Below are 24,043 nucleotides of genomic sequence, written 5' to 3'. Positions count from 1 at the left end.
ATTGCCGTTACTCTCGTTGTCGGGCATCAAGGAACCCAGCCGTCTGCAGATAGCAGAAAACCAGGCTATCCCAACAGCTAAATGGCGGAAATAGCTCCGCGTTCCGCCTGGAGACAGGTTCATGAGACAGACGGAAAGGCTGACCGGATTCCCCGGAAAAACGGCGGGTTAGCCGGCCGCGGGCGGGACGGAATCGACCTCGCGCTGGAGGTAGTTGACCCGCTCGACGATCAGGCTGCGATGCCGCTCCCATTCCAGAAGCGTCTGCTTGAGCAGTTCGACCAATCGTTCGGCTTGCCGCGTGTCATGTCCGCCGGCCTGGAGCTCGCGCACCCGATCCTCCTGGTTACGGATCCGGAGCCAGCCCTCGTCGATGTCGGCATCCGCCTTCACAAGGAGGCGCTGCTCGGCGTGGAGCTGTTCAATCCGCTGGGCTAGGGAGCTCGCCATCGCTAACGCCTTACGTCTCTCGCGGGCGGATCGCCGGATCGAAAGATTGTAGCACTACACGCCGGATCATGTCGGCATATTCGCGATATTCGGCGGCGCGCAGGTCGTACATTTCGGCGACCGCAGGCCGGCCGCTCCGCCTTCCATCGTCCGCCATGCGCTGCACCAGCTCGGCGCGTTCCTCGATGATGCGCAGCGCCACCCGCAGGGCCTCATCGACTTGCCCTTCCTGCTCCTTGGCGAGGGCGTCGGCGGTATAGGCATGCCCGACCTGACAGCGAAACCGCATGGGCTGGCCACCCTTCACCGCGGACAGCACGCCGCCGCAGCTGGGACAAGTCAGCGCCGCGGGATCGGCGATCCTGGCGAGGCTTGCGGCGCCGATCCTTTCGCCGGCTGCGATTTCGACCTCGAGGCGGATGTCGGGAGCCACCGGAAGGGGAGCACCCGGCACCTCCCGCGCGAGATCGGACAGGACGTCACCGAGTTTTGCGGCGGGGACGCAGAGATCGGCGATGGTCGCTTCCAGGGCGCGCTGCGGCATTTCCGGCGAAATCGCGTCGGCGGGATCCTGGACCAGAGCCACTCCGCCGCAGCGCTTGACGGTGTGGAGCCCGGCGGCGCCATCGGACAACAGGCCGCTCAGGACGATCCCGATGACGCGGGGCCCGTGATGTAACGCAGCCGACCGGAATAGGGCATCGATGGCTGGGCGGACCATGTTCTCGCGCGGACCACGCCCAAGCTGGATATGATTTCCTGAGAGCAGAAGATGATGATCGGGAGCCGCCAGATAGACGTGGCCGCGCTCGAAGGCCATTCCATCGACGGCCTGATGCACCGGCAGCCTTCCGGCGGCGGCGGCAACCGTCGACAGGATGCCGATGCCCTGGGCCGGTATGTGCAGTACGATGAATATGGCCGCCGGCAAGTCGAGCGGAAGTGCCGCCAATATCTGCTTCAACGGGGCAGTGGCGCCGGCGGAGCCACCGATCACAATGATGTCGCGGTTGCTCATCGGGAACCCACCATCGCATGCTTCGTTTGCACCAAGGCGGCCCTTCGCCGTATGGTTCCTATGTCTTTCGGGCGCTGGAGGAAGCATGATGATATCGGCAACGCTGTCACGTGAGCGCGCATCATTGTCCGGACGCCGGGTTCTCGTCGTCGAGGATGAATATTTTCTCGCTGACGACATCAGCCGTGCGTTGCGATCTGTGGGCGCCGATGTCGCCGGACCTGTCGGTGAAATCGAGGACGCGCTACGCATCCTCCATGACGGCTCGGTCCTCGACGGTGCCGTGCTCGACGTGAACCTCCGCAACGAGATGGTGTTTCCGATCGCGCAAGAGCTCAGGACGCGCCATGTGCCGTTCGTGTTCACGACGGGGTATGATCCGGTCAGCATTGCACCTGAATTCCAGGACGTCCTGCTTTGGGAAAAGCCGATCGACATCGCGGCCATGATCCGCGGGCTCGGCGGACTGATCGGTCCGCGCCAGCTGTGACGCGCGGCGACTGCCTGCGTCGCGGTAGATCCTGGCCTGCCTAGAGCAACCTGCTCCAGGTCAGCCACGCAGCGACCGCAATGCAAACGAAGATTGCAAGAAATGGCAGGGCGATGCGAAGGGCCGAGGCTGCCCGGCCCGCTAGCTCAACATCATCCATATGATCGCCCCGAGCATAATGAGAAAGCCCGTGATCGCTGTCCCGACGAATACCTTTTCGACGCGATCCATTGCCGTCGTAGCCCCGTTCCCGGAACGATTGTGGCTTGTCCAGGTGTTTTCCGCATTAGGCTATGTGAATCCGTTGAGCTTTAGCGCCTGATTGCGTTGACGCGATCACGCTTCGTCCAGAAGCTCCAGAAGCTCCTCGACCCGGTCGAACGGAGCATCGCGCATCGGTGCGTGATAGACGACGCGATCGCCGTCACGTTGCAGCGACTTCCCTTTGGATTTCCGCAATCGTCCCGGCAGGAACGTCGCAGCCACCGCGCTTGGGCCGACATCCAGGCGGATGATACCTCTGCGCTTGCAATCCAGCCTCAATCGCGCCGCCGCAAAGAAATCGCGGGCGGCCTGCGGCAATGGTCCGAAACGGCGCGAGGTTTCCTCCTCGAGATCCTCGAGCTCGTCCTCGTTGGCGCAGCGCGCGGCACGGGCATAGAGCTCCAGCCGCACCGGGGCGGATTGCACGTAGCTCGCGGGGAGCATGTCGGCGACCGGCAGGTTGAGGTCGGGCACCCACACCACGGACCTGCCGTCATCGACCTTCTCCGATGCCATTTTCAACAGGTGGCTGTAGAGCACGGGGCCGAACACCTGAACGTGACCGGACTGCTGCTCGGAGAACAGATCGCCCGCGCCGCGGAGATCGAGGTCGCGCTCACTGATGGCAAAGCCCGCACCCGGCCGGCTGAATTCCTCCAGCACCGCGAGCCGCTTCTCGGATTGACCCGAGGCCGACTCGGTCAGGAGATAGGCGAAGGCGCGGATGCCGCCGCGACCGACACGCCCGCGCAACTGATGCAATTGGGCGAGGCCAAAGTTTTCCGGCCAGCACACCACGATGGTGTTGGCGCGCGGGATGTCGAGACCGCTCTCGACGATGTTGGTGGCGAGCAGAACGTCGGCCTTGCCCTCGACGAAGGTCATCATGCGGTCGTCGATCTCGTCGGCCGGCAATTTGCCGTGCAGAGAGACGATCTTCAGATCGGGCGCCACCGCCTGCACGCGCGCCAGCATGGGCTCCAGATCCTGGATGCGCGGGCAGATCAGAAAGCTCTGTCCGTGCCGCCGCTGCTCACGCAGCAGCGCCGAGGCGATCGCGGCATCCGACAAGGGCGCGATCTTGGTTGCGACCGGCAGGCGATGAACGGGCGGCGAGGCGATGACGCTCAGATCCCTGAAGCCGGCAAGGCCCGCGGCGAGCGTGCGCGGGATCGGCGTGGCGCTCATCCAGAGCGTATGTGCATTCTTGGCAAGCCCGGAGAGCTTTGCCTTCTCGGCGGCGCCAAAGTGCTGCTCCTCGTCGATGATGACGAGGCCGAGATCGCTAAACTTCACGTCCTTCGAGGTCAGCGCCTGCGTGCCGACCACGACCTTGATCCGGCCGCTGCGCAAGCCCTCCTTGGTCTCCCGCACTTCGGCGCCAGAGGTGGCGCGCGACAGGCTGCCGACCTCGATATCGACGGGCGCAAACCGCTTGCGGAAGGTCGCGACGTGCTGCCTCGCCAGCACGGTCGTCGGCACCGCGATCGCGACCTGCTTGCCCGACAGCACCACGGCCGCCGCCGCGCGCAGCGCCACCTCGGTCTTGCCGAAGCCGACGTCGCCGCAGATCACCCGGTCCATCGGATGGCCGGATGCGAGATCATCCAGCACGTCGTTGATGGCCTTGGCCTGATCGACCGTCGTGAAATAGGGGAAGCGCGCGACGAATTTTTCGTAAGGCGCGCCCGGCGGGACCAGCTTGGCCGCCTTGCGCCGCTTGCGCTGGCTGATGTGCTTGGCAAGCACCCTGCCGGCCGCCTGGATCTCCTGTTCGGCTTCGCCGCGGCGGGCCCACCATGTGCTGCCATCGGCCTTGTCGAGCGCGAGCTTGCCGCGCTCCGTCGAGTAGGGCCACATCTGCGCCAGATCGGGCGGCGGCACCAGGACCGCGTTGTCGCCGGCGAAGGATAGCCTGACCATCTCACGCATCGCACCGCCGCCGGTGTTGATAGTCTGCAGGCCGTCGAGCACACAGATGCCGCGCTGGAGATGCACGACCACCGTGCCCTGCTCCGGCACGTCGGCGTGATCGAAGGCCGCACCCCAGCTTCGCGCCATCGGCTGCGGATGATGCGCGCGGCTGCCGAGCACGTCGCTCGCGGTGAGGACAACGGCAGACTTCTTGCCTAGAATGACGAAGCCGGCGTCGAGATCGGCCAGCAGCGCCACGTCGCGCTGGCGCGCGCTCTCGACCTCGTCCCAATCCGCGACGCGCTCCACCCTGACGCCGCTCATTCGCTCCATCACGCGCAGATCGTCCTCCTGCGCCGCGACGAAGATCAGGCGCGAGCCCGCGCGCCTGACGTCCTCGACGAAGGCGCGCAGGGCTTTCCTAGCGGACGACAGCTTGGAGAATTCCGGCGTTGGCTGGAACGGAGCGCTGCGCGGCAGCACTTTCATGCCTCGGATCGCCTGCTTCCAGTCGCTCCGCCCTAGATATTCGCGCTCCCGGTCCGCGCGGCCGGCGGCCTCTTCGATCGTGCTCAGCCAGGCATCGGCGTGCACGGGAGCGCCGGCATCGGCGATCCACCTGGCTTTCCCGCAATAGTCGAACAGCGTCACGCGCCTCGCCCGCGCGCCTGACATCGCTATTCGTTCAGACATGGGATCGACGAGAAGTTCCTTGGTCTCGAAGATGATCTCGTGCTCTTGCGGATCGAACGCCACGATCCGCTTGATCGTGCGCGCCGAATGCTCCACCCGGAACGGCCCCAGGGCGCCTGCGGGAAAGATCTCGAAGGTCTGGCCGTGAAACAGGGCGCCGCCCGGATAGTCCGGTTCGTCGTCGAGGTCATAACCCAGCTCTTCCAGCCGGAGGCGAAGCTCGGCTTCCGAAAACGAGCCGCCGACCTTCAGGCTCGTGTTCAGGCGCAGCAAGCTCGCCGGCGGCGGCAAGCGCTCCATCACGGCTTCCGCGGTGGAGATGAGAAAAATCGGCTGTTTGGATTTCGCAAGACGCCGCAGCACCTGGGCTCTGCGGCCTGCGATTTCGCGCGACGGCTCCAATTGATCGAACGGCAAGGTGTTCAGCCGGGGAAACACCAGGACTTCGCAGGACGGGTCCAGCGCATGAATGACGCTGCCGAGCCGTTCGGCCCTGTTCTCGTTCTCGGCGAGGAAGACGACGCCGCTACGGCCAGAGTCCTTCCACTGCGCCAGCAGATGCAGCGCCATCATGCCGAGCGGCGACGACGACGAGATCGCTGCGCGCTGCGGATTCTTGCTCGGCTTCGGCGAAGTCTTGGCTGGTGTGCGCCTGCTTGTGGAGCGCTTTGCTGGACTCTTGGCGAGCGAGCGCTTGTTGGGCGAACTCTTGGTCGGCGAGTTCTTTGCTGGCCGCACTTTCTTGGAATGACGCACGTTGATCCATTCTCGTCGTAAGCAATCGTCGATGCACGCGCAGCCGGGCTCGTGTTGATTCGGTCGCGGACATGCAATGGGACAAGGCGCACGAACATGCGCCTCCCATAAACCTCAGACGACGCAAAGGTCGTCGGCCAACGCACAAGCGCGAGGACAGGCCGCCAGTCGTCTAGCAGACGTGCTGGCCCATTTCCACTCTTGTCTCGATGCAGCGACTAAATGATACCGCCCTGCCGAAGTGCTGCAATCGCAGCCTTGTCGTAGCCAAGTTCCGCCAGCACGGAATCAGTATGCTCGCCGAGTGTCGGCGGTCGTGCCGCAATCTCCCCCGGCGTTTCCGACAGCCGGATCGCGACGCGGGCAATTGGTGCCTGCTTCGGCAAGCCGGGATAGTCGACCTCGTGGAGAAAGCCTGCGGCTCGAATGTGTGGATGATCCAGCGCCTGCTGCGGGCTCAAGACGGGCCCAGTCGGAATCATCGCTTTGCCGAGAGTATCCACAGCCTCTTGCGTGGTGCGCTCGGCGCACCAGCGCGCCATTCGCTCGCTGATGACGGCGCCGTTATTGCCGCGGCTGATGTCGTCGGCAAAGCGCGGATCATTCAGCCAAAGCTCCTCTTCGCCCATCAGCCTCGCCCAGCGCTTGAACAGCGGATGTCCGGTGACCTGGCACAGCACCCAGCCGTCCCTGGTGCGGTAGATATCGGCGGGCGCGGCTGTCTGGCCGAGATTGCCAGTCGGGACACGATTGACATTGATGACCGCCTGCTCGATCAGCGTGGCATTGGTGAAGGACAGCGCGGTCGCGAGCAGCGCGCCCTCGACGATCTGCCCGCGGCCGGATTTGCCGCGCTCGATCAGCGCGGCAAGCGTGCCGAACGCGCAGTGCAGCGCCGTGCCGAAATCGACCCAGTTCACCGCCGCGCGGTAAGGCGGGTCGCCCGCACCGGTCATGTAGACCGAGCCCGACATCACCTGCCCGACGCCGTCGAAGCCGACGCGGTCGGACCAGGGCCCCGGCCCGCCGAATGCGGTCGCCGTGGTCAGGATGATGTCGGGCTTGATGACCTTCAGGGAATCGTAATCGAGCTTCATCGCGCGCAAGGTCTGCGGCGGCAAATTGGCGACGACGACGTCCGCGGTCTTGACCAACCGGCGCGTCACCTCCTGCCCCTCCGCCGTCATCGGATCGAGCGTGATGCACTTCTTGTTGCGGTTGATCTGCAGGAACAGCGCGCCCTCACCGCCTTCGCCGACCGGCGCCACGAAGCGATCCTCGCTGCCGTCGCGCTTTTCGACCCTGATGACCTCGGCACCGAACTCGGCCAGCAATGTCGCGCAATAGGGCCCTGCGATATAGCGCCCGAAATCGAGGACGCGCACGCCTTGCAGAACTCCCCCCATCGACCTCATTCCCTCCAGCATTTCCGCGCAGATTACAGGGAATGAGTGCCGCGGCAAGGTGGCAGCGCATGCTATGCAGTGCCTTGCAAGATGTGATCGGCCGGCCAGTTCGGCTGGCGGACATTCTGCTCTAGTATGAACCCATCCGCCCCTCCAGCCAGAGGCTCATCCATGCCGCAACAATTCGATCGATCCGCAGAAGATCTCGGCAACGCCATCCACTTCGAGCACGTCAACATCCAGGTTCCGGACCAGCGCCTTGCCACGCTGTTCTATGTCACTGGCCTCGGACTTACCCGCGACCCCTATCTGATGGTGTCCGACACCAACATGTGGATCAACGTCGGCCGCAGCCAGTTTCATCTCCCGAGCGGCAAGCCGCAGGTGCTGCGCGGCCATACCGGCCTCGTCGTCGAGGGACGCGAGGCGCTGCTGGCACGATTGGCCTCGGTAGCGGGAAAGCTCGAAGGCACCGCCTTCGCCTACGCCGAGCGCAACGACTATGTCGAGGCGACGTGCCCGTGGGGCAACCGCCTGCGCATTTACGAGCCCGACGCGGCGCGCTTCGGCCGCATCACGCTCGGCATCCCCTATGTCGAGTTTGAGGTGCCCGCCGGATCGGCACAGGCGATCTGCGCGTTCTATCCTGAGATCATGGGCATGCCGGCGGCCCTGCGCAACGGCGACGGCAAGGTTGCGGCGGTGAAGACCGGCCGTGACCAGTATCTCTTGTTCCGCGAGACCGATCGGCCGCAGCCCGCTTACGACGGCCACCATGTGCAGATGTACATCACCGATTTCTCCGGTCCTTACCGCAAGCTGCTGGCGCGCGAGCTGATCTCGCGCGAGGACAACCAATACCAATACCGCTTCTGCGACATCGTCGATCTCGACAGCGGCAGGCCTGTCTTCACCGTGGAGCACGAGGTGCGCAGCGCGACTCATCCGATGTTCATGCGGCCGATGGTCAATCGCAATCCCGTGGTCAACAATCGCAACTACGCGTTCGGCCACGATCAGGCCTCGTGGGCGATGGGGCCGGATCAATACGACGGATAGGACTTTCGCGACGAAATTCGCGACAGCGAGCGCAACGTGATACCGGTCACGGCGCTCGCGTGAACCATGCGGCATGCTGTCCACAGTTGCGGGGATCATCCCGCGGCATCAAAAAAAGGAGAGACAACATGACTCATGAGTTCAACGACGCCAGCATCAATTGCGAACTCTCGATGGAGGAGCTCGACAACGTCGCCGGCGGCGGCTGGTTCGGCAGCCTCGTGCACAGCATCGAGCACGGGCTGAAGTCGTTCTTCACCAACCCGGTCGTGGCAGGCATTGCCGCCGGCGTCATTCTGGTCGGCGGGATCGTCACCGGGGCCGGTGGTGGTGGCGGTGGTGGTTCCAACATGAAGTTGAACTGAGGGCCCGATCGAACAGAGCTGGCTACCTCGAGAAACTCCCGGACAAGGACGTCCGGGAGTTTTTGTTTTGCGCGAAACCCGGCGAGCCGGTCAGAGCATCTGACGCCGCGCGAACGAGGCGAACATGCCGGAGGCGGCATTCAGCTCGGCGAACGTCCCGGTTTCCACGATCTTGCCGTCGACCAGCACGATGATCCGGTCGGCCCGCTGCACGGTGCTGAGCCGATGCGCGATCACGATGCGGGTTACGTTCAGGTTCTCCAGCGCATCGCTGACGATGGCCTGGGATCGATTGTCCAGCGAGCTCGTCGCCTCGTCGAACAACAGGATGCGCGGCCGCCGCGCGATGGCCCGTGCGATCATGATGCGCTGGCGCTGTCCGCCCGAGAGCGTGCTGACACCCTCGGCCACCTGCGTGAGCATGCCCATCGGCATCGCCTTGATGTCGTCAGCGATGCCGGCAAGACGCGCCGCCTCCCAGGCCTGCTCGAGCGGCAGCCGGATTCCGCCGCAGATGTTCTCGTAGATGTTGCCGTTGGCGAGCCTGGCGTTCTGCAGGACGACGCCGAGCTGGCGCCGCAGCGCGCTCGCATCCAGCGTCTCGATCGACTTTCCGTCGTAGAACACCGCGCCAGATTCCGGCCGCTCGAACCCGAGCAGCAGCCGGAACAGGGACGACTTCCCGCTGCCGGACGGCCCCACCACCGCGACATACTCGCCCGGCATGATCTTCAGGCTGACATTGTCGAGCACCAGAGGCCCGTTCTGGAGATAGCGGAACGAGACGCGCGCGAGCTCGACCGATCCGGATAATTCTCCCGGTGACTTCCGGTCATCGGGGATTTCGGTGGGGCTCGCGATCAGGGGCCGCAGCCGAAGCAGCGGCGGGATGGCGATCAGCGCTTCGCTGACGCCGGCGGCCCAGGAGCCGACTGATCCCATCGACTGGCCGAAAGCGGAGAAGAACGCGAAGAAGGTACCGATGTCGGTGAGCAGGCCGCTGCTCGAATAGGACGCGTAGGCGTAGATGATCAGCGTCGCGATGGTGGGAAACGCGGTCTCGAACGCGCCGAGGCCGTTGCCGGCCAGCTGAGACGAAACGAAATACTGCTTCTGGGTCGCAAACTGCTTCGACCAGATCGCGAGCGCGCGCGACGTCGCTGCCGAGACGCGCAGTTTGCCGACGCCGGTCAGGAGCTGGAGGACAAATCCGCTGACCTTGCCCTGCTGATTGAAGTGCTTGCTCTCGAAATGCAGCCGCACCAGATTGGTGCCGATGATGGCGACCGCCCTGAGGAATGTCAGCGCGATCGCGACCAGTGCCAGCTTGAGATTGTAGTAGAGCATCAGGCCGAGGCTGAACAGGCAGAACAGGCCGGCGATCATGCCGCGCAAGGCGTGACCGGTCAGAGCCCGCCGCGCCGCATCGATGCCCATGGCGCGGTCGACCAGTTCGCCGGCCGTGTACTCGCGGAAGATGGCGGTCGGCAGCCGCAGCAGGCGGTCGATCATCGCCGCCTGGAGCCGCCAGTCGATCGTGGCCTCCATCCGCAGCATGACAAAGCCCTGCATGACCTGGACGCCGGCCACCGACAGGCCGGCGAGCACAAGCGCGAGTGCGCAGAAGGCGAGCTGGTCGAGCTCCGATCGCGGAATGATCGAGCTGATCAAAAGGTTGGTGACGAACGGCGTCACCAGCGACAACAGGCCGATCATGACGACCGACAGTGCGATGCGCAGCCCGCTGCCGCGGGCATGGCGCAGCGCGAATCGCAGAAGGTCGGTGAATTTCAGCGCGCGTGAGGGCAGCGGCGGATAGAACGTGGCCGCCTCCGGCGCCATTTGCGCTGCTATGCTGCGATCAACCGGCCGGCGTACCTTCGTGAGCGGGTCGATCATCAGATAGCCGCGGCGTGGCTCGTAGACGAGCGCGACCGGGGCGCGTGTCTCACCGTACCAGCCGACAAGCGGTCCCGCATCCAGTCTCCACCAGTTCGATCGCAGCAGGACTTGGCGCAGCCGCAGGCGCGCCGCCTGCGCGATTTGTGCGAGGCCAGCAAAATCCTGCGCGCTGCCATCGACACGGCCGGAGATCGCAATCGGCGCCCGCATCGCGCTGCCGACGATCTGGCAGGCGCCGGCCAGCCTGTCAGACCAGGAGGCGTCGACCGCATCATGATCGAAGCGCCGCACGATGATGCCGGAAAGCCGGTCGAAGGCTTCGACCGCCTGCGACGCGACGAGCCCGGTCCGGCTCTCCAGCCGCGCGCTCTCGTTCTGCGTGTCGCGGATCAGGATGTTCTGGATGCACTCACCGAACCACAGGTGGAACTGATCGAGCGCCGGCCAGATCAGATCGGCCGCCGGCGCTCGGGCGGCAGCGCTCGCGGCGCATCCGTCGGTGCCCGCCTCGATCCACAAACCGGACGTCAGAGGCAGCGGCGGACTCCCGGCGGCATAGGGCACGCCGGTCCCGACAAGCCTCAGCGAACCACGCGCCACATTGAGCCAAAGCAGACCACGCATCGGACCGCGACGCGACTCGCCGGCGGCTAGCGCCACCTCGCCCTCCGGCAGTTCGGCCATCTGCCACGACGGCGCCGGCCCTGCGATGAAGCGGGCCAGCCGCTCGATCCAGCGCACCGCCTGTTCCGGCACCAGATCGGTCCTGGCCACGACGGACGCCCGGGTGTCCTGCGCGCCGACCGCGATGAAGCGCAGACCGTCCGGGGACGACGCTGGGAAGCCAGGCAAATCGGGAATGACATCTCCGCTTTCGACGCGGAATAGATGATGGCGGCTGCCGGATTGGCCATCCCTGACCTCGATGGCAAAGACGTCCGCATGGCCGCTGACGATTTCGAACACATAACCGTGGTGGTCGAGCAGAACGGGCCGGCGGCCGTCGAGAGTCACCTCCCCCGCCCCCACGAGGCTCGCACCTGACACGATATTGTCGATGGCGACCGTCATTCCTGCGACACCAGCCGGGCATATTCGCCGTTCAGGGCAAGAAGTGTTTCGTGCGTGCCGCGCTCGGCGACCTTGCCCTGCCGCAGGACGATGATCTCGTCGCAGTCCCTGATCGTGCTGAGGCGATGGGCGATAATGATGCAGGTGCAGCCGCAACGGCGCAGATTATCGTCGATGGCCTTCTCCGTGACGGGATCGAGCGCCGCGGTCGCCTCATCGAGCACGACGATGGAGGGATGGCCGACCAGCGCACGGGCGATCTCGATGCGCTGGCGCTGGCCGCCGCTGAAATTGGTGCCGCCTTCGTTGACATAGGAATCGTAGTTGCCGGCGCGAATCGCGATGTCGTCCTGGATCTCGCCGTCCTTGAGCGCGCGGGTGAGATCGATGTCCGGAATGGTCCGGTCCCAGAGCGTGAGATTGTCACGGACCGTTCCCTCGAACAGGAAGATGTCCTGATCGACATAGGCAATGGAGTTGGCGAGAATGTCGGGCGGGATGTCCGCGAGCCGCGTCCCGTCGACCAGAACCTCTCCCGCCCAGGGTTTATACAGCCCGCAGACCAGACGACCCAGGGTGGACTTGCCGCTGCCGGAGGCGCCGACCAACGCCACGCGCGAGCCCGGGGTCACGGTGATCGAAAGATCCGAGATCAGCGGCGGCTCGAGCAGCGAATAGCCGAACTGCACGTCCTTGAATTCGATGCGTCCAGCGAGCCTCGCAGGAAAGGCCTTGTCCGATGGGCGCGCGGGATCGCCGAGCGGATAATTGTAGACGTCTTCGAGGCGGTCGAGCGCGCCCTTGATCAGCTGGAAGCTGCCGGCCTGATTGACGAGCGTCGCCACCGGCTCGGAAAAGCTCGCCATCAGTGCCTGGAAGGCAACGAGGCTGCCTAGGGTGAGCGAGCCTTCGATCACCCTGAGACCGCCGAGGACCAGGATCGCGGTCATGGTCAGGCCGGCGATCAGGGTCGGGATCATGTCGAGGATGATCGACGACGACGCCAGATCGCGTTCGGCGTTCAGGACCTTGGCCTGGACGCCGGCCCATTGTCCGAACGCCTCGTCCTCCAGCCCGCTCGCCTTGATGGTCTCGATCGACCTGACGATGCTGACGACGGCCCCTAGCAGCTTGCCGCGTTCCAGCGAGAGCCCGCGGCTGAGATCCTCCCTGCGCCGCATCGACAGCCGCAAGGTGAGAACGTTGAGCAGCGACAGGCTGATGCACACCGCGGCCAACCAATGATCATAGACGATCATCGCGAAGGCGAAGAACACCACCGAGGTGAGGCTGAGCGCATTCGCGGCGATGCCGCCCGCCAGCAGTCGCGCAATCTGATCATTGGCCCCGACCCGCGCCGCGATGTCGCCGGCGTGGCGCTGGGTGAAGAACTCGATCGGCAAGGCCATCACGCGCCAGAGGAAGCGGCTGATCATCACCACCGAGAGCTTCGTCTGGAGCCGTAGCAGCAGGGATTGCTGCAGCAGCGCCAGGATGGTGCGGATCAGCGCGGTGGCGGCCATCCCGATCAGCAGCGGACGCAGCCACCCGTTCAGATGCTGAATGAGAATGTCGTCGATGAAGATCTTGGAGAAGCTCGCGGCGACGAGACCGGGCACGACCATGACGAAGCTGAGCAGGATGAGCAGCCCGACCGCGGCTTTCGACCCGCGCAACTCCCGCAGCAGCAGCCGCAATCCGGCCGGCTTGGCGCCTGATGGCGCAAAGCCCGGCCCCGGCTCCATGGTGAGGACGACGCCGGTGAAGCACCTGTCGAGTTCGTCGATGCCGATCTGCCGGCGTCCGAAGGCGGGGTCGTTGATGGAGGCGGACTTGCCCTTGATGCCTTCCAGGACGACGAAATGATTGAAGTTCCAATGAATGATGCAAGGCGTCGGCGCCGAGCCGAGCGCGGCAAGATCGAGCCGAAATCCTTTCGCCGACAGCCCGAAACGCTTTGCCGCCCTGACGACGTTGCTGGCCTTGCTGCCGTCGCGGGAGACGCCGCATTCGACGCGGAGGCGCTCGAGCGGCACCCACGCCCCGTAATGCGCCAGCACCATGGCAAGGCACGCGGCGCCGCATTCGGCTGCTTCCATTTGCAGGATTGTCGGCGTGCGCTTGACGCCTGCAGTCGGCGGGGCACGACTATCCATCGATCCCCGTCCACTTACGCAGCAAGGGGACAACGAGGTCGATCGGGCGGCGGCTTCGCGTAGTGATCTCGGCTTGCGCCAGCGTGCCGCTGGTGAGATGCACCAGCGGTCCCTGACCCACAGCCCAGCGATAGCCGCTTGCGGTCGACGGATCCTGTTCCAGCGACACCGTAACGGCGTACGGCGCACCGTCGTGCGAAAACACTTTCACGAGCTGGTCGTTATGAAGCACGGCGGTCATGCCCTGCGGCGTCACCGGAAATTCCGAGACGCTCGAGACCACGCCGATCATCGTTCCGAACTCCTCGCGCTTCACCGTGCTGGGCGCGACTCGCACCTGATAACCCGGCTTGACGCTCTTGCCCTGTTCGGCGGGGATGTAGACCACCGCCTCCAGCCGCGCGCCCTCGTCTTCGATGAGCACCACCGGCGTGCCCACGCCGAGCACCGATCCGGAAGATGTCTTGATCTCCAGCACGCGGCCTGCAATCGGACTGAGCACTTGCGAATTGCGTCCCAAAGTACCGGCCAGCGCCTGCATCTCACGGCGCGCATTGTTGGAAGCGAATTCGGCCTGCTGCAATTCGCGCTCGCGCTGGGTTTCCAGATCCGTCTTCTGCGCGTGAAGCTTGAGGATCTCGTTCTGCGAATCCGTCCGGCGCTGCTGCGCCTCGGTCAATTCGAGGCGGCGATCCTCCAGCGTCTTTCGCGTCGTCAGGCCCTTGACCATCAGCTGTTCGAGATTCTGCACGTCGACGGCAAGGGCCCGGACTCGCTGATCGGTCGCTTCGATGACCTTGTTGAAGGCTGCTTCGAGCTTCTCGAAATTGGAGGCCTTGATCGCGAGCTCGGCGGCGACTTTTGCGGCCATGTCGTCGTGCTCGCGCTGACGTTCCTTGTAGGTTTCGACGGCGTTGCGGTATTTCTGTTCGATCTCGGTCTGCGAGATCTGGGCGATCACCTGCCCGCGCTCGACATGATCGCCGACAGAGACGCTGAGCGAAGCCAGCCTGCCTTCGGCAGAAGAAACCGCATCGACCACGCGACCGCTGCCGACCAGGATTCCCTGGCCGGAGACGCGCGACGGGATCCGGCCGTAAATGCCCCACACGAGCGCTGCGAGCATTGCGATCGTCACGATCGCCGTCAGGATCCAGTCGGCCGGCCTGGTGATCGCAACGAGATGATCAAGCTCCTCCGGCGAGGCCGCGCGCTGCAGCGCGCTGGCGCGGAAGATTCTGTCAGTGCCATCGGTCACGCTGCGCCCCTCCGCGAAAATATTGCAGCGCCATCATCCACGCACACGACGCCGAGAATAGGATTGAGCGAAATTGTCAGCGGGGCTAAGCTTACTACGAGAACTGCATTTGTCGAGGCAGAGGACATCGGGCCCATCAGATGAATTGGCAAGCCGATCGCATCACGCCCGTCGCAACTGCCCGCGCTCTGACTGCTCGGCTGACATGGCCCGGGCTTGCGCTGCTGCTCGCCACGAATGCGTGTCTGGCCGGCGTCCTGAGCCAGGCCGACCTGAAGAGGGTCGAAGATCTCAGGCCGATGTTCGCGGGCCTGATGGGCGATCTCGTACAGACCTCGAAGCGGCCCGACATCTCCGCCGTCGATGCCGATTGCGTGAAATCCACAATTCAGAATCTCGTCGAGATTTCTCAAGAGCTGTCCAGTTTCGAATATCTGATCACGATCGAGAAAGATCTCACCAATGTCAGTGAGAATGACCCGACCCGCGACGTGGTGAAATTCGCCGTCGAGCAGTCGACCAATATCCTGACCAGCCAGCGCAAGAAGATCGCCCAGCTGCCCGATCAATGCGCGAGGTCGCCCCTCGCCTTGGCCAAGGCTCAACAGGCTCTGCAAGTCGTCGACGCGACGACCGGAATTTTGAGTTCTATTCGGTCTCGACTTTGAGGGTGGTGTGGGCAGTTGGAATGTCGGACAAGGTTACCGGGTGGCCGATCCAATGAGGTCATCCGAACGAATGACATCGGCGCACATTGTCGCCTCCGAGTTCTCGGAGCTCTCGGACCTGGTCATCACCATCTCCTGTTCGCCTTAGAAGGAGCTGCCCCTCTCGATCAGTGGTGATACACATAACATCAGGGGAGCATCGGTGCTGTGAGGCCAATCACACAGCGACATGCGCCGGAACCCGCTACAAGTTTGCGACCTCAATCGACTTCCCGCCCCGCAGGCCGGGAAAAAGCGGGTTCGACGGATATTGGCCCTGGTCTGTCGTCAGGCTCCGGCCGGCTGGACGCCATAGGCTCGGTAGGCATCACGCTGCAGCTCCTCCTCGCTGCGCTCGGGATAGAAGCGGTAGCTCGGGGCAAGGATCGGCGATACGCGCTCGACGCGGACGGAAATCACATGGCGGATGGCAAACTTGCTTCCGCTCATCGCGAGCAACGGCGCGGTCAGCCTGGCGAAATCAGGATGATCCGGCGCGATGATCCCGGCCGTGCCCTCCAGCTTGCGTCCGCGCTGCAGGAAAATATCGATCAGGCTGACGCAGACTGCTGGATTGACCCTGATGTTCTGGACGCTGCGCGCCGACGCGATATCGGCAATGACAAGCGCGCCATCGCCGATTTCGGCGAAAATTTCCTTTGGTGTCACGTTGGGTCTGTGCGCGGCATCGACGGTTGCCAGCCAGCACAGGACGACGTGTTCAGCCCTCGCAAATCTCTTCGTCATGCCCCTCTCCCAAATCCGACGATGCTATTCGAAGCGCGCTCTGACCATTGCCGGCGATTCCGTCAGCCCCTCCCAGCGCGTGTCCAGCCGCAGGCCTGGCGTGGGCCGCACCCGCGACAGGGCGCCGAGCCCGAGGCGATCGCCAGGCCCAATTTCGCCTCGACGATCGGTCGGTTGCCGTAGCTGACGGGAATCGGAGCAATGTTCGCGAAACTGAACATGCCTGCGAGATAGATGCCGCCCAGCGGTTCCCTGATGCCGAGATCTCTTTGCGCAGGTGGTGTGATCGCCGCCACCTTGTATCCCAGGGGCGCCCCAAGCAGCGGCTGAATCAGACCGAGAAATTTGTCTCTGACGCGCAGCGCCGTCTCCATCGACAGTCTCTCGTCGATGAGGGGAAGAGACCTGCGTTCCAGCCAGCGGCTGGCCACGAGCTGGGCCAACGCCTCAATCCCGTCTTCTGCCGACACGATGTTCGCAGCGTCGGCCATCGTCGCACCTGCCATGACTGCACCCCAGCCGCTCACGATCCGGCGGGCCGAACCGCGACCAAGCCTCCACTTGCAACGTACACGCCACCTGAGATCAGAATGGTTGCGATCCAGTCGCCCGCTGCCGGCCACTCGCCGAGCAGCGGGATCGACACGAGTGCCGTCATGGCTGGACTTAAGGCTGCGAACGCCGAGCCGTTCGATGCGCCAAGCATGGCGACCGCGCGTCCATAAAGCCAGTACGACACGATGGGCGTGAGAATTCCCTGGACAAGGACTTGCAGCGCGACATCGCCCCAGGGCGCGTTGAACAGACCGGCCCCGGACATGACGGTGTACACCGGCACGTAGACCAGCAGTGATCCGACCGCCGCGATCGCGGCCGCGTGGAGCCCATCCAGTCTCGCCCTCCGCATCGCGACCGTGTAGCAGGCCCACAATGTGGCCGCACCGATGAACATGGCATGGCCGATGTTCTGCCGGGACCCGATGGTGCCGCCCGCGCCGCCGACGATGAGGAGCGCTCCCGTCACGATCAGGGCGAGCCCGACCTGCCTTGCAAGCGTGAACGTCTCGCCAAGGACGATCGCGGCGAGGATCGCGACAAGCAGAGGGATCAGTGCGGTAAAGAGCGATGCAGCGTGGGCGGCCGGAGCGAACTGCAGACCACCATAGGCAACCAGCACCATCGGGGCCCCGCCGCCGACTGCAATCGCCGCCAGCCCCGATCCCCGCAGCTGACGTAGAGGGACGCCAACTTTCAGCAGATACGGCAGCAGGATCAGTCCCGAGACACCACAACGAATGGCGGTGATGTCCCAGGGCGTGAGGCTCGTCCGCAGCCCAAGCCGCGCGGCCACGATCCAGGAAACCCAGATGCAGACGGTCGCAAGCCCGTAGAGCGAGCCACGCCAATAGTCGGAGCTTGATGGTTTCGACACGGGATGAATGTCCGTGATCTCTCGTGCGCCCTAGGGTAGCGGGCGGCCTCGCACCCGTCAACATTTCGGACAAATGTCCGATAATCGGACGAGCTTGAAGAATTGGACAATTTGTCCGATTATTGGACGAAGGACATCGGGGCATGAAGACGGTCAAGCGCACGGGCCAGAACAAACAGCCGGGCTATTTCATCCAGGGTCTGCAGCGCGGCCTCGAGGTGATCCGGGCCTTTGATCGTGATCATCCCTCGCTGACGGTCAGCGAGGCGGCGCGGCAAACCGGCTTGAGCCGCGGCACCGTCCAGCGCTTCCTCCTTACCCTGACCGATCTCGGCTATGCCAGCTTCGACGGGAAATCATACACCCTCCGCCCGAAGGTGCTGGATCTCGGCTTTGCCTATCTGTCCTCGCAAAGCATGTGGGAGACGCTGGAGCCCTTCGTCGAGGAGGTCGTGAAGGAGCTGAACGAATCTTGCACCGTCGGCGTGCTGGATTGGCCTGACGTCATCTATGTGGCGCGTGTCCAGGCCCGGCGGGTGGTCAATGCCACCCTCAGCATCGGATCGCGCATCCCGGCGCACGCCTCCTCTCTGGGGCATGTCGTGCTGGGAGCCCTCGACGCCGCGGCGCTCGATGAACTGCTTGGCAAGGCGAAGCTGGCGAAGCGAAGTCCCAACACCATCACGGACCCGACGCGGTTGAAGAAGGCGATCGCGCTTGCGCGTCAACGCGGCTGGGCCTTGGGCGACCAGGAATTCGAAGAGGGCGTGCGCTCGATCGCCGTCCCGCTGTTGGGCCGGAACGGGCAAATCGTTGCCGCGATGAAAGTGGTGGCGCCGACCAGCCGGGCCTCGATCGACGATCTCCAGCGTCGTTTCCTCCCGGTCCTGCAACGCGCCGCGGACAAGGCCAACAGCGTCCTTCGCGTTCGCATGTGACCTCGCGATTTCCGCGGCCCGATTGTATCATCCGCGCATGGGCGACTCGGACACCGTGGAAGGCGAGGCGACACGCGTTCGCAAGATCATCCATATCGATATGGATGCCTTCTACGCATCCGTGGAACAGCGCGACAATCCGGAGCTGCGCGGCAAGCCCGTCGCGGTCGGCGGCTCGGCCGAGCGCGGCGTGGTCGCGGCGGCGAGCTATGAAGCGCGCAAATTCGGTGTTCGCTCCGCCATGCCGTCGGTCACCGCGAAGCGGCAATGTCCGGACCTGATCTTCGTCAAGCCGCGCTTCGAGGTCTACAAGGCGATCAGCCGTCAGATCCGTGAGATCTTTGCCGAGCACACGGACATCATCGAGCCGTTGTCCCTCGACGAGGCCTATCTCGACGTAACCGAAAACCTGCAGGGCATCGAGCTCGCCCGCGACATTGCGCGGCTGATCCGCGAGAAGATCAAGGCCGAGACCGGCCTCAATGCATCGGCGGGCATTTCCTACAACAAATTCCTGGCCAAGCTCGCCTCCGATCACCGCAAGCCCAACGGGCAGTTCGTGATCTCCCCGGAGATGGGACCCGCCTTCGTGGAGACGCTGCCCGTCGGCAAGTTCCACGGCATCGGACCGGCGACCAGTGCGAAGATGAACGCGCTCGGCCTGTTCACCGGTCTCGACATCCGTAACCAGACGCTCGAATTCATGAACGCCAACTTCGGCAAGTCGGGCGCCTATTACTACTGGATCTCGCGCGGCGTCGACGACCGGCCGGTGCGGGCCAACCGGATCCGCAAGTCCATCGGCGCAGAGACCACGTTCTCGAGCGATCTCGCCGAATTCGACGCGCTCGTAGCCAGGCTCAGGCCTCTCGTCGACAAGGTCTGGCGCCATTGCGAGACCACGGGCAGCCGGGGCCGCACCGTCACCTTGAAGATCAAGTTCGCCGACTTCGAGATCATCACGCGCAGCCGCTCCCTGCTCGCGCCGGTCGCGGGCCGAGACGAACTGGAGCGCCTCGCCTGCGGCTTGCTCGAAGTCGAGATGCCGTTACCCAAGGCCGTCAGGCTGCTCGGCGTCGCGCTGTCTTCCCTCCAGGCCGGAGACGATGCGGAGCCACAATTGACGCTGGGAATTTGACGGGCGCTGCGCGCAGTTCGATCAAGCAGCAATGTCTTCAGACCCGTCTCGTCCCTCGTCGCGCTTTGCATTGATCAGATTGAGAAGATGCGCGGCCGCGCGGGCGTCGCAGAGCGCGCGATGGTGGTCTTTCAGCTCGATATTGTAGGCACGGGTGAGCTTGCCGAGTCCGTAAGATTTGTGGCCGGGGTAGTGCCGACGCATGCCCGCACAGGTGCAGAATTTTGGAAAGCGGAAGCGCCGTTCGAGGCGTTCGTATTCGGCGGAAATGAAGCCATAATCGAAGTTGACATTGTGGGCGACGAAAACGCCGTCGTCCATGAACTGCATGAAGCTGTCAGCGATTTCCGCGAACAGAGGCGCGCACCGCACCATGTCGTTGGTGATGCCGGTCAACGCGACGATCTTGGCCGGGATCGACCGCTGCGGATTGAGCAGCGAATGCCACTCCGCCACGACCTCATGATTGCGGATCTTGACGGCGCCGATCTCGGTGATGCGATCGCCCCCGGTCCAGCCGCCGGTGGTCTCGATGTCCACCACGACAAAATCCTGGTGCGGATCGAAACGGAAGTCGGCACGGCCGATCTCCGCGTGAATGCCTGAATTACCGAGCTGGCGAAGCCGCGTCAGCTGGTTGCGCCTGATGACGTCGCCCTCGGCCTTCACTTCCATGAACGAGACGGCGCCATTGGCGACGAGCATGAGATCGGGAAAGCCATCGCGCATGGCGCGATAGTCTTCGCACATCAGGCGAAGCATCGTGGCGAGGCCGGTCGCATTCGCGCCTGCAAGCAGGGCCCGGAGGGCATCCATATCGACATGGTCCCAGGCGAACACGCCGTTCGGCTTTCCCCATTTCCCGGCGACGATGCGCAGGATCTGGGGCAGCGCGGCGTTCGACGCAACGGCCTCCAGCTTCGTCTCGATCTGGGGAGAGAACATCAGCGCAAAAGTTCTGTCCTTCAGGCAATGCGGCATCCAATCGAAGCCGCTGTGCAGCTGCCCGGATTCGAACAGCTCGTCCCAGAACAGCAATCCGAACAGGCAATGCCAGAGCGTGTTTTCCGCGTGGAAGACCTCAAGGCCCTGCCGGCGCAGGACGCCTGCGATCCCTGCTTCCGGATAGCCGCGCCAGATATCGTCGACCCTGAGTGTCCGCCCTGCGCGCAGCAGCTCGGTGCATAGCCCGGTCCGGCGCCCATCGAACTTGCGGGCATAGAAATCGCTTGCAAAGACGAATTCGTCGTCGCTTGCGGGATCGTCGATCATACGGCGCAGCAGGTCCTCGGCGGCATCCCTGTCGCCTTCCGCATAAAGCAGGCGCGCGAGGCGCTCGCGGCATTCGGCGGAGGCGCCGGCGCGATAGAGCTGGACGGCGAGCCCGGCCTCGCCCTTCTTTTCAAAATGCAGACCCGCCTTGTGCGCCGCGCGGCTCCTCAGATCGCCGGCGTAGTCCGTCGGACAGACGGGGCCGCCGAGAATGCCAGCAACGGAATTGCGGTAGACCTCGTCCGATTTGGTCTCGAGGTGGCGCAGCAGGCGGGCGTAGTGGAAGCAGGCCCTCGCTTCATCCGCGTCGGCAAACCGGGCGCTGAAATCCGCCTGGTCGTTGGTGCGCAGGATGCCGAGGTCGCGCAGCGCGAAGTTCTTGAGGTTGTGCTCTGTCTTGCCAAAGTAGAGGTAGAGCAGAAACTCCAGCGGCTCGGTGTCGCCGAGCGCGACGAACGCCTCGCCACCACAGTGCCGGAATGCCGTGCCAAACGACAAATGAGCGAGACAATACTCCGCCAGTTTGCCCTTCGGCCACGATGCCCTGACCTCGCTCATGCCGGCAGCCTTCGCGCCTTCGAACAGCACCGGCTTGGCGAGGCACGCCACGAAGGCAGCGTAATCCTGTTCGACCAGGCCTCGAACATGACCGGCGGCAGCAAGCTCCCCCAGCGCGCCGACGGGATCCGCGATCTCCGTGTATTTGAACGTCGTGGGATTGAACACGGTGCCGTTCCGATTGACCATCCGGATGAACAGGCACTGGGCGTCTTTCGACAGCGACGAGAAGCGAGCGACGAAGGCGTGGTGCCTTTCAGCCAACACCGGACCGTACGTCTCGCCAACGAAGCTCAACATCTCCGTGAAGTGGTCGTGATAGTAGTAGAGCGGCAGGACCGGCAGGCTCATCGACGCTTCGCCCTCGGCGCGGCGCACTGAAATCCAGCTTTGGTCAAACTTGCGCGGACGGCGGAGGCGCCGGCCACCCTTGATTCGTGGGCGTGCATGTTCGACTTCTGTTCTTTTCGCCCGGCAGTGTCAAGGCGCATTTGGAAAGATGCGGACAAAGCTCCGTCTACTAGCAATTTCAATAGCTTCGCAGCCAGGGAAGACGGCGTCTTCGAGTCCCGTCACGCTGCGACGTCTATCGGTGCCCTTGCGCCGGTCATGAAGGCAACCGCATCCGACATCGTGTAGGCCTTGGGATCGATCACCGTGAGCCGCCTGCCGAGGCGATGGATATGGATGCGATCGGCTATCTCGAATACGTGCGGCATGTTGTGGCTGATCAGGACCACCGAAACGCCTCGCGCCCGCACATCGAGGATCAAGTCCAGCACGCGACGCGATTCCTTGACGCCGAGCGCCGCAGTCGGCTCGTCCATGATGACGACGCGCGAGCCGAAGGCCGCGGCTCTTGCCACCGCCACGCCCTGGCGCTGACCGCCCGACAGCGTCTCGACACGCTGGTTGATGCTCTGCACGGTCATGAGACCGAGCTCGGTGAGCTTCTCGCGGGCGATGCGCTGCATCGCCTTGCGATCGAGCATGCGGCAGAACGTGCCGAGCGCACCGGGACGGCGCAATTCGCGGCCGAGAAACATGTTGTCGGCGATCGACAGGCTCGGCGATAAAGCCAGCGTCTGGTAGACAGTCTCGATGCCGGCCGCCTGAGCGTCGAGCGGCGAACGGAACGCCACCGGCTTGCCGGCGAGCTTGATCTCGCCGGCGTCTGGAACGAGCGCGCCCGAGAGCGCGCGGATCAGCGATGACTTGCCGGCACCATTGTCTCCGATCACGGCCAGGATTTCGCCTTGGTAGAGATCGAAGTCTGCGTGATCGAGCGCCGTCACGCGGCCATAGCGCTTGTTGAGGCCGCGTGCCTGAAGGAGCGGTACTGTCCCGGGAACGTTCGGTCCTGCGTTCATGCTGACACCTTGCGAATCCATTGATCAAGCGCCACGGCGATGATGATCAGCCAGCCGACGGCGAATTCCTGCCAGAGCACATCGACATCGGACAATGCGAGCCCGTTGCGAAAGACGCCGACGATCAGAGCGCCGATCAGCGTGCCGATGATCGAACCACGCCCGCCGAACAGGCTGGCGCCGCCGACGACCACCGCTGTGATGCTATCCAGATTGGCCGTCTGGCCGGCCTGCGGGCTGATCGAGCCAATGCGCCCGATCAGCGCCCACGCACCAAGCGCGCAAATCACGCCGGCGATCACATACACGCTGAAGAGGATGCGGTCGGTCCGGATGCCGGCAAGACGCGCCGCATCAGGATCGTCGCCCACCGCATAGAGATGGCGCCCGAAGGCCGTGCGATTCAGCACGAACCAGATCAATGCCACCAGACCGAGCATGAAGAACGAGCCGTAGGTGAAGCGCGCGCCGAGAACGTTCACCGGAGTTCCCAGTGCCTGCAGCAGCGGGGCAATCTTCGCGACCTCCTGCGAACGAAGGGTCTCGGACGCCGAATACCAAAGATTGAGCGCGAAAAAGATCGACCACGTCCCGAGCGTGACGATGAAAGGCGGCAGCTTGAGCCGGGTCACGAGCGTACCGTTGAGCACGCCGCAGCCGGCACCCGCGCCGACGCCGACAAGGAGCGCGATTGGTGCCGGCAGTCCCATGGTCACCGCGAGCTTGCCCATGATGACGGAGCACAGCACCATGATGGCTCCGACCGACAAATCGATGCCGGCGGTGATCACGATCAACGTCTGTGCCGCCCCAATCACGCCGATGATGGTGACCTGCTGGATAATCAGCGACAGGTTGAACATCGAGAGAAAGCGCGGGCCGACGGTGAAGCCGAACGCCGCAACGCCGAGCAGGAGCACAATCGCCGGCACCGCCGTCGGATTGGCGTGCAGAAAGTGCTGAAGCTTCTGCAGCGGCGATCTTGCACGGACTTCAAATTCCACCACGCGGCTCTCGCCCTTGTCGAGCACGAGCTCGAAGGCCTGGGCAGCCGGGCGGCTAGTGCCGATATCGGTCAT

19 protein-coding genes are annotated in these 24,043 nt (G+C 64.1%); 6 read left to right on the top strand and 13 right to left on the bottom strand.

Annotated elements, in window-relative coordinates; genetic code table 11:
• Positions 1–168 precede the first annotated feature (168 nt).
• Entirely contained in the window at positions 169–450 is a 282-nt protein-coding gene (locus tag BM374_RS20395) for a hypothetical protein (protein WP_092295498.1), read from the bottom strand.
• A 10-nt stretch (positions 451–460) separates the two neighbouring features.
• The gene (locus BM374_RS20390) at positions 461–1,468 is read right to left on the bottom strand and encodes a chemotaxis protein CheB (protein WP_092295495.1); all 1,008 of its coding nucleotides are present in this window, start codon (positions 1,466–1,468) and stop codon (positions 461–463) included.
• An 85-nt stretch (positions 1,469–1,553) separates the two neighbouring features.
• Between BM374_RS20390 and BM374_RS20385 the strand changes: the two genes are divergently transcribed.
• A complete protein-coding gene (locus BM374_RS20385; protein WP_092295492.1) occupies positions 1,554–1,958 on the top strand; it encodes a response regulator in 405 nt (134 codons plus the stop codon).
• A gap of 336 nt (positions 1,959–2,294) precedes the next feature.
• Here BM374_RS20385 and BM374_RS20380 read toward each other — a convergent pair whose 3' ends face one another.
• Positions 2,295–5,402, bottom strand: coding sequence for a DEAD/DEAH box helicase (locus BM374_RS20380; protein WP_177248475.1), 3,108 nt, complete (start codon positions 5,400–5,402; stop codon positions 2,295–2,297).
• A gap of 401 nt (positions 5,403–5,803) precedes the next feature.
• Positions 5,804–6,991, bottom strand: coding sequence for a CaiB/BaiF CoA transferase family protein (locus BM374_RS20375; protein ID WP_092295489.1), 1,188 nt, complete (start codon positions 6,989–6,991; stop codon positions 5,804–5,806).
• 171 nt (positions 6,992–7,162) lie between these two features.
• On the opposite strand from BM374_RS20375, the gene BM374_RS20370 reads away from it, so the two are divergent.
• Both BM374_RS20370 and BM374_RS20365 read left to right on the top strand, forming a co-directional pair.
• The gene (locus BM374_RS20370) at positions 7,163–8,050 is read left to right on the top strand and encodes a VOC family protein (protein WP_092295486.1); all 888 of its coding nucleotides are present in this window, start codon (positions 7,163–7,165) and stop codon (positions 8,048–8,050) included.
• Between the two features lie 128 nt (positions 8,051–8,178).
• Positions 8,179–8,415, top strand: a complete 237-nt coding sequence (locus BM374_RS20365) for a hypothetical protein (protein WP_092295483.1) — start codon at positions 8,179–8,181, stop codon at positions 8,413–8,415.
• Positions 8,416–8,505: 90 nt separating this feature from the next.
• On the opposite strand, the gene BM374_RS20360 is transcribed toward BM374_RS20365, so the two are convergent.
• The 3 genes from BM374_RS20360 to BM374_RS20350 are packed head-to-tail and all read right to left on the bottom strand — an operon-like array spanning position 8,506 to position 14,802.
• Complete coding sequence (locus tag BM374_RS20360) at positions 8,506–11,388, bottom strand: NHLP bacteriocin export ABC transporter permease/ATPase subunit (protein WP_092295480.1); 2,883 nt, start codon at positions 11,386–11,388, stop codon at positions 8,506–8,508.
• Positions 11,385–13,544: an NHLP family bacteriocin export ABC transporter peptidase/permease/ATPase subunit gene (locus BM374_RS20355; RefSeq protein ID WP_092295477.1), complete on the bottom strand. Its 2,160-nt coding sequence runs from the start codon at positions 13,542–13,544 to the stop codon at positions 11,385–11,387. The genes BM374_RS20360 and BM374_RS20355 overlap by 4 nt, the downstream gene beginning before the upstream one ends.
• Positions 13,537–14,802 carry an NHLP bacteriocin system secretion protein gene (locus BM374_RS20350; protein WP_092295474.1) on the bottom strand — a complete coding sequence of 422 codons (1,266 nt, stop codon included), beginning with the start codon at positions 14,800–14,802 and terminating at the stop codon, positions 13,537–13,539. Before BM374_RS20350 ends, BM374_RS20355 begins: the two co-directional genes overlap by 8 nt.
• Positions 14,803–14,942: 140 nt before the next feature.
• Between BM374_RS20350 and BM374_RS20345 the strand changes: the two genes are divergently transcribed.
• Positions 14,943–15,470, top strand: a complete 528-nt coding sequence (locus tag BM374_RS20345; protein WP_092295471.1) for a hypothetical protein — start codon at positions 14,943–14,945, stop codon at positions 15,468–15,470.
• A 327-nt stretch (positions 15,471–15,797) separates the two neighbouring features.
• Here the strand turns inward: BM374_RS20345 and BM374_RS20340 are convergent, their stop codons facing one another.
• The 3 genes from BM374_RS20340 to BM374_RS20330 all read right to left on the bottom strand — a co-directional run bounded on the left by BM374_RS20340 (position 15,798) and on the right by BM374_RS20330 (position 17,688).
• The gene (locus BM374_RS20340) at positions 15,798–16,256 is read right to left on the bottom strand and encodes a pyridoxamine 5'-phosphate oxidase family protein (RefSeq protein WP_092295468.1); all 459 of its coding nucleotides are present in this window, start codon (positions 16,254–16,256) and stop codon (positions 15,798–15,800) included.
• A 62-nt stretch (positions 16,257–16,318) separates the two neighbouring features.
• Positions 16,319–16,747 (bottom strand): hypothetical protein, encoded by a 429-nt coding sequence (locus BM374_RS20335; protein WP_143270224.1) that lies wholly within the window; start codon positions 16,745–16,747, stop codon positions 16,319–16,321.
• 32 nt (positions 16,748–16,779) lie between these two features.
• Complete coding sequence (locus BM374_RS20330) at positions 16,780–17,688, bottom strand: DMT family transporter (RefSeq protein ID WP_092295463.1); 909 nt, start codon at positions 17,686–17,688, stop codon at positions 16,780–16,782.
• A 143-nt stretch (positions 17,689–17,831) separates the two neighbouring features.
• Between BM374_RS20330 and BM374_RS20325 the strand changes: the two genes are divergently transcribed.
• Both BM374_RS20325 and dinB read left to right on the top strand, forming a co-directional pair.
• Positions 17,832–18,626 carry an IclR family transcriptional regulator domain-containing protein gene (locus tag BM374_RS20325; protein ID WP_092295460.1) on the top strand — a complete coding sequence of 265 codons (795 nt, stop codon included), beginning with the start codon at positions 17,832–17,834 and terminating at the stop codon, positions 18,624–18,626.
• A 37-nt stretch (positions 18,627–18,663) separates the two neighbouring features.
• Positions 18,664–19,764: a DNA polymerase IV gene (gene dinB, locus BM374_RS20320; protein ID WP_092295457.1), complete on the top strand. Its 1,101-nt coding sequence runs from the start codon at positions 18,664–18,666 to the stop codon at positions 19,762–19,764.
• A gap of 21 nt (positions 19,765–19,785) precedes the next feature.
• Here dinB and BM374_RS20315 read toward each other — a convergent pair whose 3' ends face one another.
• The 3 genes from BM374_RS20315 to BM374_RS20305 form a co-directional block, all read right to left on the bottom strand.
• A complete protein-coding gene (locus BM374_RS20315; RefSeq protein ID WP_092296903.1) occupies positions 19,786–21,945 on the bottom strand; it encodes an exonuclease domain-containing protein in 2,160 nt (719 codons plus the stop codon).
• A 221-nt stretch (positions 21,946–22,166) separates the two neighbouring features.
• Positions 22,167–22,964, bottom strand: coding sequence for an ATP-binding cassette domain-containing protein (locus tag BM374_RS20310; RefSeq protein WP_092295454.1), 798 nt, complete (start codon positions 22,962–22,964; stop codon positions 22,167–22,169).
• Positions 22,961–24,043 (bottom strand): ABC transporter permease, encoded by a 1,083-nt coding sequence (locus BM374_RS20305; RefSeq protein ID WP_092295451.1) that lies wholly within the window; start codon positions 24,041–24,043, stop codon positions 22,961–22,963. The genes BM374_RS20310 and BM374_RS20305 overlap by 4 nt, the downstream gene beginning before the upstream one ends.

The sequence above is a fragment of the Bradyrhizobium sp. Ghvi genome (assembly GCF_900115265.1).
GTDB lineage: Bacteria > Pseudomonadota > Alphaproteobacteria > Rhizobiales > Xanthobacteraceae > Bradyrhizobium.
This window is presented reverse-complemented; position numbering and strand designations above follow the sequence as displayed.

Coding starts and splice junctions, on each gene's coding strand:
- BM374_RS20395 (WP_092295498.1), bottom strand. CDS start 450: ATGGCGAGCTCCCTAGCCCAGCGGATTGAACAGCTCCACGCCGAGCAG.
- BM374_RS20390 (WP_092295495.1), bottom strand. CDS start 1,468: ATGAGCAACCGCGACATCATTGTGATCGGTGGCTCCGCCGGCGCCACT.
- BM374_RS20385 (WP_092295492.1), top strand. CDS start 1,554: ATGATGATATCGGCAACGCTGTCACGTGAGCGCGCATCATTGTCCGGA.
- BM374_RS20380 (WP_177248475.1), bottom strand. CDS start 5,402: ATGATGGCGCTGCATCTGCTGGCGCAGTGGAAGGACTCTGGCCGTAGC.
- BM374_RS20375 (WP_092295489.1), bottom strand. CDS start 6,991: ATGGGGGGAGTTCTGCAAGGCGTGCGCGTCCTCGATTTCGGGCGCTAT.
- BM374_RS20370 (WP_092295486.1), top strand. CDS start 7,163: ATGCCGCAACAATTCGATCGATCCGCAGAAGATCTCGGCAACGCCATC.
- BM374_RS20365 (WP_092295483.1), top strand. CDS start 8,179: ATGACTCATGAGTTCAACGACGCCAGCATCAATTGCGAACTCTCGATG.
- BM374_RS20360 (WP_092295480.1), bottom strand. CDS start 11,388: ATGACGGTCGCCATCGACAATATCGTGTCAGGTGCGAGCCTCGTGGGG.
- BM374_RS20355 (WP_092295477.1), bottom strand. CDS start 13,544: ATGGATAGTCGTGCCCCGCCGACTGCAGGCGTCAAGCGCACGCCGACA.
- BM374_RS20345 (WP_092295471.1), top strand. CDS start 14,943: ATGAATTGGCAAGCCGATCGCATCACGCCCGTCGCAACTGCCCGCGCT.
- BM374_RS20340 (WP_092295468.1), bottom strand. CDS start 16,256: ATGACGAAGAGATTTGCGAGGGCTGAACACGTCGTCCTGTGCTGGCTG.
- BM374_RS20335 (WP_143270224.1), bottom strand. CDS start 16,747: ATGGCCGACGCTGCGAACATCGTGTCGGCAGAAGACGGGATTGAGGCG.
- BM374_RS20325 (WP_092295460.1), top strand. CDS start 17,832: ATGAAGACGGTCAAGCGCACGGGCCAGAACAAACAGCCGGGCTATTTC.
- dinB (WP_092295457.1), top strand. CDS start 18,664: ATGGGCGACTCGGACACCGTGGAAGGCGAGGCGACACGCGTTCGCAAG.
- BM374_RS20315 (WP_092296903.1), bottom strand. CDS start 21,945: ATGAGCCTGCCGGTCCTGCCGCTCTACTACTATCACGACCACTTCACG.
- BM374_RS20310 (WP_092295454.1), bottom strand. CDS start 22,964: ATGAACGCAGGACCGAACGTTCCCGGGACAGTACCGCTCCTTCAGGCA.
- BM374_RS20305 (WP_092295451.1), bottom strand. CDS start 24,043: ATGACCGATATCGGCACTAGCCGCCCGGCTGCCCAGGCCTTCGAGCTC.